This window comes from Bradyrhizobium sp. CCBAU 65884, assembly GCF_028128835.1.
Classification (GTDB): domain Bacteria; phylum Pseudomonadota; class Alphaproteobacteria; order Rhizobiales; family Xanthobacteraceae; genus Bradyrhizobium; species Bradyrhizobium ottawaense.
Genome location: NZ_LBJU01000134.1, coordinates 27,351 through 41,416, shown reverse-complemented (window position 1 = coordinate 41,416; position 14,066 = coordinate 27,351). Strand labels below are relative to the sequence as shown.

Here is a 14,066-nt window from a genome sequence, read left to right as displayed (position 1 = left end):
TCGCGACGATACCGTTTGTACACAAACGTGCAAGCCATGCATGCCGCACTGCAGCGCGACTGCCTTCTTTGTGGACAGGGCGGATAGGCAAATGAGGTTTTATGCAGCAGCAGCATCTTTTGCGCTGCACCGCCGCTTGACAGCCATCCGGGGCGCGCGCACCATCGTTCGTATACGAATGATAACCGCGGTCTCGCTGGCTCTGACATGGTGATGGAAACGACGAGCGCTGCTATCGACAAGATCCGCTGCGATGCTTGTCCGGTGATGTGCTACATCAAGCCGGGCGCGGCGGGCGCCTGCGATCGCTACGCCAACCACGACGGCAAGCTCGTCCGCGTCGATCCGCATGTGATCCTGGAGCGCACGGTCTCGCATGGCGGCAAGCTGGTCCCGTTCAGCCGCACCGAAGACTGGGACGGCAAGATCGTCCACGAACCTTCCACCTTCGTGACGGCGATCGGCGCGGGCACGACCTATCCCGACTACAAGCCGGCGCCGTTCATCGTCTCGGCGGAGGTCGACGGCGTCGACATGGTGACTGTCGTCACCGAGGGCATCTTCTCCTATTGCGGCATCAAGGTGAAGATCGACACCGACCGCTATCTCGGGCCGGAGACCGCGACCGTGCGCGCGCAGGGCGAGGCGGTCGGCCACGTCACCACCAGCGAATACGGCTCGCAGATGCTGTCGCTCGGCGGCGTGCATCATCTGACCGGCGGCTCCAAGAAGGAGGGCCGCGTCACCTGCGACACGCTGATGGATCTCGCCAATTGCAAGGCGGTCGAGCTGACCATCGACGGCGGCGCGAGCGTCGTGGTCCAGGCCGGCCAGCCGCCGATCGTCAACGGCATGAAAGAAGAGCGCATGCGCGTCGGCTGCGGCTCGGCGACGATCGGCATGTTTGCCAAGCAATGGCACGGCAAGGTCGACGAAGTCGTCGTGGTCGACGATCACATCACCGGCGTGCTCTCGGAGCATCAGGCCGGCAAGCTGCTCGACATCGCCGACACCGGCATCAAGATGAAGGGCCACCGCTCGACGCCAGGCCGCTATTTCCAGGTCGCCGATCCCGGCACGGGGTGGGGTGGCACCAACATTTCCGATCCGCTCGCGATCCTCGGGCCGTTCGACGCCAAGGAAGCAAAACCGGGTCTCTCGATGTTGATGGTCTCCACGACCGGCGAGCATTCGTCTTATTACGTGCTCGACGGGGCCCTGAAGCCAGTCGAGACCGAGATGCCTGACGACCTGAAGTTCTCGGTCGAGCGTATCCAGGAGAATTGCGAGCCGGCGCTGTGCACGGTGCTGTTCATGGCCGGTGCCGGCGGCTCGCTGCGCGCCGGTGTCACCGACAATCCGGTGCGGCTGACGCGCTCGGTGAAGGACGCGCTGACGCGCGTCACCAGTGGCGGCGCGCCGGTCTATGTCTGGCCGGGCGGCGGCATCACCTACATGGTCGACGTGACGCAGATGCCGGCGGGCGCGTTCGGCTACGTGCCGACGCCGGCGCTGGTTGCGCCGATCGAGTTCACGATGAAGCTGTCCGACTATGCCGCGCTCGGCGGGCACATGGACTATGTGAAGCCGCTCTCCGAGGTGCAGAGCGGCGACGATGTCCGCCAGCTGCCCTGGCAGAACCCGATCCCGGGACCGCGGGCATGACAAGGCTCCCGCAAATCGCATTGCTGTCTGATGGCCGGCGGCTGCATTTGCAGGATGGGCCGATCGATCTGGTCGTTGAGGCGAGGGGGCGCACGGACGATGTACGTGCGGCCTATGAGGCGGCCGCGCGCCGCTTCACCGGACTGCTCGACGAACTCTGCGCGGAGCTGCCGGAACTGCGGACGGACGCCGGGAAGCGCGCTTCGCTGAGGGGCGTGGTGGCGCGCCGGATGCACGCAGCGGTCGCGCCTTACGCCTCCGATTGCTTCATCACGCCGATGGCGGCTGTTGCCGGTAGCGTGGCTGAGGAGATTCTGGGCGCCATGCTGGGCGCTGCGACGCTGGATCAGGCCTATGTCAACAATGGTGGCGACATCGCGCTCCATCTCGGCAAGGGCGAGCATTTTTCGGTCGGCCTGATGGACCGACCCGATCGCGCTGGCGTGATGCGAACGATGAGGGTGGATGCGGATGACCCCGTGCGGGGCATCGCGACCAGCGGACGCCACGGCCGCAGTTTTTCGTTCGGCATTGCCGACGCCGTGACGGTGCTGGCGGCAACGGCGTCGCAGGCCGATGCGGCGGCGACGGTCATAGCCAATGCCGTCGACCTGCCCGGGCATCCCGCCATCATCCGGGCGCCCGCAAACGAGCTGCAGCCCGACAGCGATCTCGGCGAGCGCCTCGTGACTCGCGGCGTCGGTGAATTGTCGCAGAGCGAGATCGCGGCCGCGCTCGAATGTGGCGCGGAATGTGCACGGCAATTATTCGATCGCGGATTGATCGAGGGGGCCGTCTTGCAGCTTTGTGGTGATATGCTTGTCATCGGACCCAAGGATATAGAAGAGCGACGATCGCGCCCGCTTGTGCTGGAGAACGCGGTTGCCTGAACAGGGAAGCGAAACATGAGCGCGATCATCCGCAAGATCGTCACCGTCGTCGAAGAGACGCAGATGGAGATGGGCCGCCAGGTCTCGCCGCCGACCCGGCGCGCGGCTGCGATCGCCGTCATCGAAAATCCCTTTGCCGGACAATATGTCGAGGATCTCTCGCCGCTGATCGCGATCGGCGAGGAGCTCGGCGAACTCTTGTCGAAGCGCGCCGTGGCGGCGCTCGGCATCGATGGCGCGAAGGCGCAGAGCTACGGTAAGGCTGCCGCTGTCGGCGAGAACGGCGAGCTGGAGCATGCCGCCGCGATCCTCCACCCCAAGATGGGCGCGCCGGTGCGGAAAGTTCTGAGCAAGGGCGCGGCGCTGATCCCCTCGTCGAAGAAGCGCAGCGGGCCGGGCACGACGCTCGACATTCCGCTCGGGCACAAGGACGCCGCGTTCGTGCGCAGCCATTTCGACGGCATGGAGGTGCAGATCAACGACGCGCCGCGCGCCAACGAGATCATGGTCGCGGTCGCCGTCACCGACAGCGGCCGTCCGCTGCCGCGCGTCGGCGGGCTCACGGTCGCGGAAGTAAAGGGCGAGGACGGTCTGAGATAAGGCATGATCCGGAGATGCGGGCACAGCTTCTCCGGCAAGATCGTGATCGAGACATAGAACTCAAAAACTGGAGGTTGGGATGCGAGCAAGAAATTACTTCGTCGGCGCGGCCTTTGCGCTTCTGGCGGGCGGCATGGCTCATTCGGCCCTGGCGCAGGACATCAAGATCGGCGAGATCAACAGCTATTCGCTGCTGCCGGCGTTCACCGAACCCTATCGCAAGGGCTGGCAGCTCGCGGTCGAAGAGATCAACGCGGCCGGCGGCATCAATGGCAAGAAGCTGGTCGTGATCTCGAAGGACGACGGCGGCAAGCCGGCGGACGCGCAGACTGCGGCGAATGAGCTGGTGTCGAGCGAGGGCGTCGCGATGCTGACGGGTACGTTCCTGTCGAACATCGGCCTCGCCGTCAGCGACTTCGCCAACCAGAAGAAGGTGTTTTTCCTCGCGGCCGAGCCGCTGACCGATGCCGTCACCTGGTCGAAGGGCAACAAATACACTTTCCGCCTGCGCCCTTCCAACTACATGCAGGCGGCGATGCTGGTGGAAGCAGCCGCCAAGCTGCCCGCCAAGCGCTGGGCGACGATCGCGCCGAACTATGAGTACGGCCAGTCGGCGGTTGCCGTGTTCAAGAAGCTGATGTCGGAGAAGCGGCCTGACATCCAGTGGGTCGACGAGCAGTGGCCGCCGCAGGGCAAGATCGACGCGGGCCCCGTGGTACAGGCTGTTGCCGCCGCCAATCCCGAAGCGATCCTCAACGTCACCTTCGGTGCCGACCTCGTCAAGCTCGTGCGCGAAGGCAACACCCGCGGCCTGTTCAAGGGGCGCGAGGTTGTCTCGTTCCTGACCGGCGAGCCGGAATATCTCGACCCGCTCAAGGATGAGACGCCCGAGGGCTGGATCGTCACCGGTTACCCCTGGTACTCGATCAAAACGCCCGAGCACGACGCGTTCCTGAAGGCGTACCAGGCCAAGTACAACGACTATCCGCGCCTCGGCTCGATCGTTGGCTACCAGACCATCAAGGCGGCCGCCGCGATCCTGGCGAAGGCGGGCTCGACTGATCCGGAGAAGCTGATCACCGCGGCAGAAGGGCTGTCGATGCCCTCGCCATTCGGCGAGATCACCTTCCGCAAGATCGACCATCAGTCGACGCTCGGTGCCTTTGTCGGCAAGACCGCGCTGAAGGACGGCAAGGGCGTGATGGTGGATTCGTCCTACAAGAAGGGCTCGGACTATCTGCCCAGCGATGCCGAAGTCGAGAAGCTGCGTCCGAAGGATTGATCCCCGCTGCCGTAGGGTGGGTTAGCCCTGCAGATGCGCAAAGCGTATCTGCTCGGCGTAACCCACCACTTTCGGTGCCACACGAGAAAAGGTGGTGGGTTACGCTGCGCTAACCCACCCTACGACTTCCCCGAACCCGGACCGCCGATGGCCTTTTACGTCGTACAGTTTCTGACCGGTCTCGCCAGCGCGGCGTCGCTGTTCCTGGTGGCCTCGGGCCTGTCGATCATCTTCGGCGTGACGCGGATCGTGAATTTCGCGCATGGCGCCTTCTACATGATCGGCGCCTACATTGCCTTCACGCTGACGGAGCGCCTGTCGGGCGCATTTGGCTTCTGGAGCAGTATCGTGCTGGCCGCGATTGCCGTGGCGATGATCGGTGTGCTGGTCGAGATGGTGCTGCTCCGCCGCATCTATCACGCCCCCGAGCTGTTCCAGCTGCTTGCGACCTTCGGCCTGACCTTGATGGTCGAGGATCTCGTCGTCCTGATTTGGGGGCCCGACGATCTCGTCGGCCGTCGTGCGCCCGGATTCAAGGGGGCCATCGATTTCTTCGGCCAGAACATCCCGAGCTACGATCTGTTCCTGATCGTGCTCGGGCCCGTCGTGCTCGGCATTCTCTGGCTGCTGTTCCAGCGCACGCGCTGGGGCGTCCTGGTACGCGCGGCGACGCAGGACCGCGACATGGTCGCAGCGCTCGGCGTCAATCAGAAATGGCTGTTTACGTCGGTGTTCGCGGTCGGCGTCTTCCTCGCCGCGCTGGGCGGCGCGCTTCAGATCCCGCGGGATGCCGTGCATCACGCGATGGATCTGCGCATCATCGTCGAAGTCTTCGTCGTGGTCGTGATCGGCGGCCTCGGCAGCATCGTCGGCGCGTTCGTCGCGGCGGTGCTGGTCTCCGAGCTCAATGCCTTCGGCATCCTGATCTTCCCCAAGATTTCCATCATCCTGGTCTTCCTGGTGATGGCGGTGGTGCTGATCGTGCGACCCTGGGGTCTGTTCGGCAAACCGGAGGCGTCGGCGCGCAAGACGCCCGGTCTCACCGTCAATCCCTGGCGCCCGCTGACGTCGAACGAGCGGCTTGCAGCGCTTGCCGCGCTCGTGATCGCAGCGACGCTGCCGCTGTTCGCCGGCAACTATGCGCTGACCGTCGGCTCGGAGATCGCGATCTTCGTCATCTTTGCCGTCAGCCTCCACTTCCTGATGTCGGTCGGCGGGCTCGCGTCCTTCGGCCATGCCGCCTATTTCGGGCTCGGTGCCTACGGCGTCGCCTTCCTCGCCAAGATGGCGGGGTTGCCGATGATCGTGTGCCTGCTGCTCGGGCCGCTGCTCGGCTGCATGGGCGCGGCCGTGTTCGGCTTCTTCGCCGTGCAGCTCTCCGGCGTCTACTTTGCGATGCTGACGCTCGCTTTCGCGCAGATCGTGTGGTCGATCGCATTCCAGTGGGTGAGCGTCACCGGCGGTGACAACGGCATCTTGGGCGTTTGGCCGGAAAAATGGGCGGCTAGCCCGTCGCACTTCTATTGGCTGGCGCTCGGCGTTGCGGCGCTGGTGACCATCGCACTGCGGGCCATGGTATTCTCGCCATTCGGCTACGCGCTCCGCGCCACGCGCGACTCGCTCCTGCGTACGGAGGCGATCGGCATCAATGCCAAGCGCATCCAGTGGACCGCCTTCGTGATCGCAGGCACGACCGCCGGCATCGGCGGCGCGCTGTTCGCCTACCTCAAGGGCAGCGTCTTCCCTGACAATCTCGGCATCTCGCTCTCGGTCGATGCGCTGGTGATGGTGCTGCTCGGCGGTGTCGAGACGGTGTCCGGCGCGGTGATCGGCGCCATCGTCTACAAGGCCTTGAACATCTGGCTGGTCAGCCAGACCGATTTGTCGAAACTCGTGCTCGGCGGTTTCATCGTTCTGATCGTCGTCGTCTTCCCCAAGGGCATTGTCGGCATGCTGGAGATGCTGGCGCAGCGTCGCAGGAAGGCGTCGCCGCCGGGATCACCTCTGCTCGCCAAGCCGATCGAGTCTGCCGAATGAGTGTTGCACCCCCACTTCTTGCGGTCGAAGGTCTGACCAAATCCTATGGCGGCATCCATGCCGTGCGCGGCGTCGCGTTCTCGCTGCGCGCCGGCGAGATTTTGGCGCTGATCGGGCCGAACGGCGCCGGCAAGAGCACCTGCTTCGACATGCTCAACGGCCAGAACAAGCCTGATACCGGGCAAGTCCGTCTGCTCGGCGAAGAGACCACCGGGAAGAAGCCGCGCGAGATCTGGCGCATGGGTGTCGGGCGTACCTTCCAGATTACCGCGACCTTTGCCACCATGACCGTGCGCGAGAACGTGCAGGTCGCGCTGATCTCGCACGGGAGGCAGCTGTTCAATCTGTTCGGCTCGGCGCCGAAGTTCGACCGCGGCGAGGCCGGCCGTCTGCTCGAGCTGGTCGGCATGGGCGGCTATGCCGATCGCCCCTGTGGTGAGCTTGCCTATGGCGACCTCAAGCGGCTCGAGCTTGCGGTGGCGCTCGCCAACCAGCCCAAGCTGCTGTTGATGGACGAGCCGACCGCCGGCATGGCGCCGCGCGAACGCGTCGACCTGATGCGGCTGACCGCGAGCATCGCGCGGGAGAAATCGATCGGCGTGCTCTTCACCGAGCACGACATGGACGTGGTGTTCGAGCATGCCGACCGCATCATCGTGCTGAATCGAGGGACGCTGATCGCCGAGGGCACGCCGGCCGAGGTGCGCGGCAATCCGCAGGTGCAGGCGGTCTATCTCGGCGAGGGCCTGGTCTACGATGCCCGCCATCGCGACGGAGCATCAATATGAAGCTCACCGTCGAGGGCCTCAACAGCCATTATGGCCCGGCGCATATCCTGTTCGACATCGGCTTCGAGGTCGGCGAGGGCGAGGTGGTTGCTGTGCTCGGGCGCAACGGTGCCGGCAAGTCGACGACGTTTCGCTCGATCGTCGGCCTGGTCGCGCAACGAACCGGCCGCATCATGTTCGAGGGCAAGGACGTCTCGGCCAAGCCGACCCACGAGATCGTGCGCGAGGGGCTCGGCTATGTGCCGGAGGAGCGCCGGATATTCACCGACCTGACCGTCGAGGAGAATCTCGAAGTGGGCAGGCAGCCCAAGCGTCCGAACGCGCCGCATTGGACACGCGAAAAGCTGTTCGCGCTGTTTCCAAATCTCGGCGAGATGAAGAACCGTCCCGGCGGGCGCATGAGCGGCGGCGAGCAGCAGATGCTGACGATTGCGCGGACGCTGATGGGCAATCCGTCGCTGGTGCTGCTGGACGAGCCCTCGGAAGGTCTGTCGCCGAAGATCGTGGAGCAGATGGTCGACGCCATCCTGACCATGAAGAAGGAGGGCGTCAGCATCGTCGTCTCCGAGCAGAATCTGCATTTCGCGCGGCTGATTTCGGATCGCGCCTACATCATCGAGCGCGGCCGCATCTGCTTCGGCGGCACCATGGCCGAGCTCGATGCGCGTCCGGATATCCGCGACGCGCATCTGTCGTTGTGAACGCAAAGGGAGGGGCAGCGAGCGGATGGCGAGAAGCGTCACGGCCAAGAAGAGCGTCAAACCGGGAAAACCGCCTTACGTGCTCGACGAGCAGGTCGGTTTCATCCTGCGCCAGGTCTGGCAGCGCCACAGCTCGATCTTCTCCCGCGATATCGGCACCAATCTGACGCCGACGCAGTGGGCGGCATTGTCGAAACTCGCCGAGACCGGGCCGTGCTCGCAAAACCAGCTCGGCCGGCTGACGGCGATGGACGTCGCGACCATCAAGGGCGTGATCGATCGGCTCACGGCGCGCGGGTTGACCGAGACCAGCCAGGATCCCGAGGACGGTCGGCGGCTCCTTGTCAGCCTGACGCGCGCCGGTCAGCAGCTTTCGGAGAAGGTCGCGCCGAACGCGCTGGCCATCACCCGCGAGACGCTGGCGCCGCTCGAGCCCAGGGAGCGCGAGATGCTGATGGCGTTGTTGAACAAGCTGCGGTGAGGGTGCGGAAGACGGTCTCGTAGGGTGGGCAAAGGCGCGAAGCGCCGTGCCCACGACTTCTCAATGGTGGGCACGCTTCGCTTTGCCCACCCTACGGCAGTTGAACAAGGTGCGAGGACTGGCGACTAATCCCGATGAAGGGTCTGTCGAGGTCTTTATTCATGAGAGTCGCCACGAAATTTGTAATGCTCCTCACTCTCGGTGCGGCGCTGGCGGGCAGTGCGCCTGCCTTTGCCGCGCAGCCCTACGAAGGCTTCTGGGCGTCTACCAAAAAGGACTGCCGCGACGACGACAGCCCCAACCGCATGAGCATCGAAGGCGGCAACCGCCTCTACTGGTACGAGACGCGCTGCCGCGCCGGCGAGATCACCGCCGACGGAAAGCTCGGCTGGAAGATGAAGCTCGCCTGCGAAGGCGAAGGCGAGAAGTTTCGCTCCAATCCCCGGGTCTCCATCGCAACCGACGGCAAGCTGGTGATGGACAACGGACCGGTCGGGCAGGCCAAGCGCCAGACCTATGTGCGTTGTGAGATCGCGAACAAGCGCTGATCTCGAACGCTTATGTCTTGCCCGGCCATTTCGCGCGGTAGCGGATTTCGCTGCCGTCGGCGAGCCGCCGCCAGGTCCCGAACTCCGGCGTATGCGGCGCCCGGGCCGTCAAGTCGATCGGGTAGATTCGGCTCGGCTGGCCCTCGATATTGACGGCGAGCTGCCGGTGCGAGGTTCGAAACGCGAGCTCGACGTCGCCTGCGATGACGGGCTGGTCGCCGTCACGATAGAAGGCGGCCGGGGTCACTTCGCCCGGCATCGTGTTGAGGTCGGTCTGCAATTCGATGGTGATGCCCTGGGCTGATGTCGGCACCGTGACCCCGGCCGGAAAACGCACCTCGAATACGAGCAGGGGATTGCCGCCGTTCCGGTTGAGCCAGGGCGTCGCCGTCGCATAGGCGTAGGCGATGTAGATGCCGATCCCGGCGACGCAGAGCAGGACGACGACGCCGAGAGACTTCAGGCTGTTGCGCCCGACGCTGCCATTGCCTGCGTCCTCGCCTGAACGCGTCGCCAGCCAGTTGGCAAACACCGCGCCGGCGATCGCGCCCATGGGGGAGTAGACGAACAGTCCCAACAGACCCGAGGTGATCGGGTCCGCGCGGTTGCCGAAATCGAACAAGGAAAACAGCACAAAGATCGCGACATAGCCCGCCACCGCGCCAGCAACGCCGAGGGCAATTCGCGATGAGTTCTTCATGTCGATGGTCCAGCAATGAAATGCCGCCACCGAGGGCTGCCTGCGTTAGACGCAGCAGGTCGCAGACTTGTTCAACGCCATCGAGGGAGGTGCGGAGCGGGGTGCCGCTCCTGGCTGCGTCACTTCGCCACCACCTCCGGCACCTTGCCCGCCGGCGGGGTGTTGCGGCTGCGTTGCGTCCGCACGATGCCGTCGATGATGGTCATGCCGATGCCCGGGAGATCGCCGAGCTGGACGCTCTCCAGGATGTTCTTGCCGGGCGAGTGCTGGGCCTTGTCCATGATGACGAAGTCGGCGGAACGTCCCACTTCAATGAGGCCGCAATCGAGTTCGCGCATCCGGGCGGTGTTGCCGGTGGCGAGACAAAAGGCGATCTCGGCCGGCAGCTCGCCGAGCGAGGACAGCATCGAGACCATGCGCAAAATGCCGAGCGGCTGCACGCCGGAGCCGGCGGGCGCGTCGGTGCCGAGGATGACCCGGTGCAGATCACCCATCTCGCGCGCGGTGCGCAGCGTGAACAGAGCGGAGCGCTCATTGCCGTTATGCACCAGCTCGAGACCGCGCTTGCAGCCCTCGCAGATGCAGCGGATCTGGTCGTCGGGAAGGGCGGTGTGGCCGCCATTGATGTGGCCGACCACGTCGGTGTCGGCCTCCAGCACGACGTCCTTGTCGATCAGGCCGGAGCCGGGGATCGAGGGGCCGCCGGTGTGGATGGTGCTCTGGATGCCGTATTTGCGTGCCCAGCCGACCATCTTGCGTGCGGTGGGACCGTCCTTGACGCCGCCGAGGCCGACCTCGCCGAGCAGCTTGACGCCGGCGGCGGCCAGCTCCTTGAAGTCCTCCTCGACCATCTCGCATTCGATCACCGGCGCGCCGGCGTGAACCTTCACGCCGCCCGGACGCAAGGTCCAGAACGCGCGCTGGGCGAAGATGGCCATCGCCTTCAGGCCGACGACGTCGCGGGGGCGGCCCGGCATGTGAACCTCGCCGGCCGAGATCATGGTGGTGACGCCGCCATGCAGATAGCTGTCGATCCAGTTGATCTGGTTCTGTCGCGGCGTCCAGTCGCCCGCAACGGGGTGGACGTGGCTGTCGATCAGGCCCGGCGCCACCGTGGTGCCCTGGGCGTCGACAATGGTGGTCGCGCCTTCGATGTCGACGTCCTTGAAGCGGCCGATCGCGGTGATCTTGCCGTTCTCGGCGACGATCGTGTCGCCATCCAGGATCGGCTTTTCCAGGGCGCCGGACAGGATCAGGCCGATGTTCCGGATCACGAGCTTCGAGGGTCCGGCGGCCTGGGGTGCGTCATGCGCCATGGAAGGGGCTCCTTATTCCTAACTGCAACGCTTTCGATCTTGGGCAGCCTTGACCGCGGGATCAAGCAGGATTATTCATTAGTATACGAATGATCGTGTACAAACGACGCATAGCTGCCCGCCTCGGAACCGCATTGGACGCGACAGGGAAGGTGAGATGAGCAATTTCAATCAGGAAAGCGTTTTGAGCGTCCACCACTGGACCGACACGCTGTTCTCCTTCAAGACCACCCGCAGCCCGACCTTCCGCTTCCGCAACGGCGAATTCACCATGATCGGGCTCAAGGTCGGCGAGAAGCCGCTGCTGCGGGCCTACAGCGTCGCCAGCGCCAATTACGAGGACACGCTCGAGTTCTTCTCGATCAAGGTGCCGGACGGTCCGCTGACCTCGCGGCTCCAGCATTTGCAGGAAGGCGACGAGATCATCGTCAGCCGCAAGGCCACGGGCACGCTGGTGATCGACAATTTGGAGGAGGGGCGCAACCTCTACCTCATCGGCACCGGCACGGGCCTTGCGCCGTTCCTGAGCGTGATCAAGGACCCCGAGACCTACGAGCGGTTCGAGAAGGTCGTGCTGTTGCACGGCTGCCGGCATGTCAGGGAACTCACCTATGGCGAGATGATCACCGAGACGCTGCCGAAGGACGAACTGATCGGCGAGTACATTCAGAATCAGCTGATCTACTATCCGACCGTGACGCGCGATCCCTTCCGCAACCGCGGCCGCATCACCGACCTCATCACCACGGGCAAGCTGTTCGCCGATATTGGCCTGCCGGTGCTGGAGGCTGCCCACGACCGCGTCATGATTTGCGGCAGCCCGGCACTGGTCGCTGATACGCGCGTGCTCCTGGGAGAGCGCGGCTTTGTCGAGGGCAATCACGGCGAGCCGGCCCAATTCGTGGTCGAAAAGGCCTTTGCCGAGCGCTAACGCGCAATTCTTGCTTGAGAAGACCGCATTTTCGCCGCGTCGGGCCCGTTGCGGCGCCGATTCGGCGCTTGATACACTGTGGGAACGAATCAGCGGAGTTCCCACATGGTTGCGGACAGCGACAGCAACATCGCCTGGCACCGGGTCCAGTTGAAGAAGAACCGCGCCGAGTTGAAGGCGCTGGAGACCGCGCGCTTCACGATGGGTGAGATCGCCTCCTCGAAGCGGAACGGCCAGACCCAGAAGGCGACCGCGGAACTCAAGCGCAAGATCGCCCAGTCCGAGCGCGTGATCGCCGATCACGACAAGCGCACGCGCCGTCCGCTCGGCACCGACATGCAGAGCCTCAGCAACGGCAGCTGGAGCCATTGGGACGCCTATACCAACCAGCAGCAGCGCAAGACCGGCCAGCGCTCGCCCGGGCGTGGATAGGTCTTCGTCTCCTCGCGCCAGTTCCGACCCTTGCGCGTTGGCCCGCCCATACCATTTGGGTGAGACGCCAACAATCACTCCGGTGATCCCATGACAGCGCGCCTCGATTTCACAAGCGAGGCCTTCTTTCGTGATCCGCCCAAGGCGATCGCGGCGTTGCGCATGTCCGGTCCTCTCGTCGCGACGCGATTTCCCCTGGTCGGCGATGTCTGGATCACCACGACCCATGACGCGACGGCACAGGTGCTGAAAGACGGCGCCACCTTCACGCTGCGCAAGGAGGATGGCGACGTCGCGAGTCTGCGCTGGTGGATGCCGAGCTTCGTCAGGACCATCGCCAACAACATGCTGACGATGGACGAGCCGGATCACACGAGGCTCCGCAGCATCGTGGACGAGGCCTTTCGCCGTCGTGCCATCGTCGCGATGGAGCCGCGCATCCGTGCCATTGCCGACGGCTTGGCCGACGAGCTGTTCGCGGAGGGACGGCCAGCAGATCTGGTCCAGCGCTACGCGCGCATCCTGCCGCTCGCAGTGATCTCCGAGCTTCTGGGATTGCCTCTGGCCGACCGGCCCAAATTCATCGCCTGGGGCAACGCGATGTCCTCGCTGACGAATGTCGTCAGCTTCTTTCGATTGCTGTGGGCCTTTCGCAAGATGCGGGCCTACCTCGAGCAGCAATTGCAGGCCGCGCGCGTGCAGGGCGGTGAAGGCCTGATCGCCGAACTGGTCCAGGTCGAGCGCGAGGGTGCTCAGATCACGCCGGATGAAATGGTCTCGATGGTGTTTCTGCTGCTTGCAGCCGGCTCCGAGACGACCACGCATCTCATCAGCGGTTCCGCCTACGAGCTGCTCAGAAGTCCTGGCCTCCGAGACTGGCTGGAGCAGGATTGGAGCCGCGTCGGGCTTGCGGTGGAAGAGTTCTTGCGTTTCGTCTCTCCGGTGCAATTTTCAAAACCGCGCTATGTGCGGCGGGACGTCGAGGTCGAAGGCGTGCGTTTGAAGAAGGGCGACCGTGTCATGGTGATGCTCGCCGCCGCAAACATGGATCCGGCGATGCATGATCGTCCCGAAAGCCTCGATCTCGAGCGCAAGCCGAACCGTCACCTCTCGTTCGGGACAGGAATCCATTTCTGCCTCGGCCATCAGCTGGCGCGCATCGAGGCGGCCTGCGCGCTGGAAGCGCTGTTCGTGCGCTGGCCGAAACTTGGTCTGGCCGTCGATCCCTCGCAGATCCATTGGCGCAAGCGGCCGGGGATTCGCATGATTGCGAAGCTTCCTGTCACGGCCGCGGTCCACGGAACATTTACCGCTGCGGCGCAGGCGATGGCTGATCGTTCTCCCGTTCGGGCGGAGTGAGGCTCTCTCTTCGGCAAATCGTCGCTGACCATGATCTGCTCGGAACAGCCTGCGGCGCTTGCTGTTGTCCACCGGGACCTGAGGGCATGCGAAGGAACAGTTGCGTGTCCAGGGATTCCCATCTCTCAGAGAGGTTGGATCATGACCAGCAAAATGCCGAATGTTCCGCCGGACAATCAGAGCCGGAAGGGAACTGGCGACACTAAGCAAACGTCGGCCGATCAGACTCCGCGCGGCCAGCAGCGCGCGGAAAATCCGGACCAACAGGGCCAACAAGGCAACATCAAGCAGAACACGACCAATCAGGGACACCAGCAAGACCGTTGAGGAGGCGAC

General features: G+C 64.5%; 15 protein-coding genes. 13 read left to right on the top strand and 2 right to left on the bottom strand.

All coding sequences use genetic code 11. From position 1 onward, the window contains the following. Positions 1–207: 207 nt before the first annotated feature. From XI03_RS38250 to XI03_RS38210, 9 genes are all read left to right on the top strand, one after another. Positions 208–1,665: a 6-hydroxynicotinate reductase gene (locus XI03_RS38250; RefSeq protein WP_271595022.1), complete on the top strand. Its 1,458-nt coding sequence runs from the start codon at positions 208–210 to the stop codon at positions 1,663–1,665. Continuing rightward, the gene (locus XI03_RS38245) at positions 1,662–2,555 is read left to right on the top strand and encodes a UPF0280 family protein (RefSeq protein ID WP_271595021.1); all 894 of its coding nucleotides are present in this window, start codon (positions 1,662–1,664) and stop codon (positions 2,553–2,555) included. The genes XI03_RS38250 and XI03_RS38245 overlap by 4 nt, the downstream gene beginning before the upstream one ends. 15 nt (positions 2,556–2,570) lie before the next feature. After that, positions 2,571–3,155 carry an amino acid synthesis family protein gene (locus tag XI03_RS38240; RefSeq protein ID WP_018320970.1) on the top strand — a complete coding sequence of 195 codons (585 nt, stop codon included), beginning with the start codon at positions 2,571–2,573 and terminating at the stop codon, positions 3,153–3,155. Positions 3,156–3,234: 79 nt separating this feature from the next. Then, positions 3,235–4,437, top strand: a complete 1,203-nt coding sequence (locus tag XI03_RS38235) for an ABC transporter substrate-binding protein (RefSeq protein ID WP_028145239.1) — start codon at positions 3,235–3,237, stop codon at positions 4,435–4,437. A 147-nt stretch (positions 4,438–4,584) separates the two neighbouring features. Beyond that, positions 4,585–6,474, top strand: a complete 1,890-nt coding sequence (locus XI03_RS38230) for an ABC transporter permease (RefSeq protein WP_271595020.1) — start codon at positions 4,585–4,587, stop codon at positions 6,472–6,474. Further along, a complete protein-coding gene (locus tag XI03_RS38225) occupies positions 6,471–7,262 on the top strand; it encodes an ABC transporter ATP-binding protein (RefSeq protein WP_028145237.1) in 792 nt (263 codons plus the stop codon). Before XI03_RS38230 ends, XI03_RS38225 begins: the two co-directional genes overlap by 4 nt. Then, positions 7,259–7,963, top strand: coding sequence for an ABC transporter ATP-binding protein (locus XI03_RS38220; RefSeq protein WP_271595019.1), 705 nt, complete (start codon positions 7,259–7,261; stop codon positions 7,961–7,963). The genes XI03_RS38225 and XI03_RS38220 overlap by 4 nt, the downstream gene beginning before the upstream one ends. Positions 7,964–7,988: 25 nt before the next feature. Further along, complete coding sequence (locus XI03_RS38215) at positions 7,989–8,444, top strand: MarR family winged helix-turn-helix transcriptional regulator (protein ID WP_028145235.1); 456 nt, start codon at positions 7,989–7,991, stop codon at positions 8,442–8,444. A gap of 161 nt (positions 8,445–8,605) precedes the next feature. Next, positions 8,606–8,992, top strand: coding sequence for a hypothetical protein (locus XI03_RS38210; RefSeq protein ID WP_333936893.1), 387 nt, complete (start codon positions 8,606–8,608; stop codon positions 8,990–8,992). A 10-nt stretch (positions 8,993–9,002) separates the two neighbouring features. Here XI03_RS38210 and XI03_RS38205 read toward each other — a convergent pair whose 3' ends face one another. Together XI03_RS38205 and XI03_RS38200 are read right to left on the bottom strand one after the other, a co-directional pair. Continuing rightward, positions 9,003–9,692, bottom strand: a complete 690-nt coding sequence (locus XI03_RS38205; protein ID WP_271595018.1) for a hypothetical protein — start codon at positions 9,690–9,692, stop codon at positions 9,003–9,005. Between the two features lie 119 nt (positions 9,693–9,811). Beyond that, entirely contained in the window at positions 9,812–11,008 is a 1,197-nt protein-coding gene (locus tag XI03_RS38200) for an amidohydrolase family protein (protein ID WP_038946333.1), read from the bottom strand. A 157-nt stretch (positions 11,009–11,165) separates the two neighbouring features. Between XI03_RS38200 and XI03_RS38195 the strand changes: the two genes are divergently transcribed. The 4 genes from XI03_RS38195 (at position 11,166) to XI03_RS38180 (ending at position 14,057) form a co-directional block, all read left to right on the top strand. Then, on the top strand, positions 11,166–11,939 hold the full coding sequence (locus XI03_RS38195) for a ferredoxin--NADP reductase (RefSeq protein WP_271595017.1): 774 nt from the start codon (positions 11,166–11,168) through the stop codon (positions 11,937–11,939). A gap of 105 nt (positions 11,940–12,044) precedes the next feature. Then, on the top strand, positions 12,045–12,371 hold the full coding sequence (locus XI03_RS38190; RefSeq protein ID WP_028145230.1) for a hypothetical protein: 327 nt from the start codon (positions 12,045–12,047) through the stop codon (positions 12,369–12,371). 90 nt (positions 12,372–12,461) lie between these two features. Continuing rightward, complete coding sequence (locus tag XI03_RS38185) at positions 12,462–13,730, top strand: cytochrome P450 (RefSeq protein WP_271595016.1); 1,269 nt, start codon at positions 12,462–12,464, stop codon at positions 13,728–13,730. Between the two features lie 141 nt (positions 13,731–13,871). After that, positions 13,872–14,057, top strand: coding sequence for a hypothetical protein (locus tag XI03_RS38180; protein WP_028145228.1), 186 nt, complete (start codon positions 13,872–13,874; stop codon positions 14,055–14,057). The last annotated feature ends 9 nt before the right edge of the window (positions 14,058–14,066 follow it).

Excerpts from the sequence above, each read along its gene's own strand:
- XI03_RS38180 (WP_028145228.1), top strand. The coding sequence starts at position 13,872 with ATGACCAGCAAAATGCCGAATGTTCCGCCGGACAATCAGAGCCGGAAG.
- XI03_RS38250 (WP_271595022.1), top strand. The coding sequence starts at position 208 with ATGGTGATGGAAACGACGAGCGCTGCTATCGACAAGATCCGCTGCGAT.
- XI03_RS38225 (WP_028145237.1), top strand. The coding sequence starts at position 6,471 with ATGAGTGTTGCACCCCCACTTCTTGCGGTCGAAGGTCTGACCAAATCC.
- XI03_RS38210 (WP_333936893.1), top strand. The coding sequence starts at position 8,606 with ATGAGAGTCGCCACGAAATTTGTAATGCTCCTCACTCTCGGTGCGGCG.
- XI03_RS38205 (WP_271595018.1), bottom strand. The coding sequence starts at position 9,692 with ATGAAGAACTCATCGCGAATTGCCCTCGGCGTTGCTGGCGCGGTGGCG.
- XI03_RS38215 (WP_028145235.1), top strand. The coding sequence starts at position 7,989 with ATGGCGAGAAGCGTCACGGCCAAGAAGAGCGTCAAACCGGGAAAACCG.
- XI03_RS38235 (WP_028145239.1), top strand. The coding sequence starts at position 3,235 with ATGCGAGCAAGAAATTACTTCGTCGGCGCGGCCTTTGCGCTTCTGGCG.
- XI03_RS38245 (WP_271595021.1), top strand. The coding sequence starts at position 1,662 with ATGACAAGGCTCCCGCAAATCGCATTGCTGTCTGATGGCCGGCGGCTG.
- XI03_RS38195 (WP_271595017.1), top strand. The coding sequence starts at position 11,166 with ATGAGCAATTTCAATCAGGAAAGCGTTTTGAGCGTCCACCACTGGACC.
- XI03_RS38230 (WP_271595020.1), top strand. The coding sequence starts at position 4,585 with ATGGCCTTTTACGTCGTACAGTTTCTGACCGGTCTCGCCAGCGCGGCG.
- XI03_RS38220 (WP_271595019.1), top strand. The coding sequence starts at position 7,259 with ATGAAGCTCACCGTCGAGGGCCTCAACAGCCATTATGGCCCGGCGCAT.
- XI03_RS38190 (WP_028145230.1), top strand. The coding sequence starts at position 12,045 with ATGGTTGCGGACAGCGACAGCAACATCGCCTGGCACCGGGTCCAGTTG.
- XI03_RS38185 (WP_271595016.1), top strand. The coding sequence starts at position 12,462 with ATGACAGCGCGCCTCGATTTCACAAGCGAGGCCTTCTTTCGTGATCCG.
- XI03_RS38240 (WP_018320970.1), top strand. The coding sequence starts at position 2,571 with ATGAGCGCGATCATCCGCAAGATCGTCACCGTCGTCGAAGAGACGCAG.
- XI03_RS38200 (WP_038946333.1), bottom strand. The coding sequence starts at position 11,008 with ATGGCGCATGACGCACCCCAGGCCGCCGGACCCTCGAAGCTCGTGATC.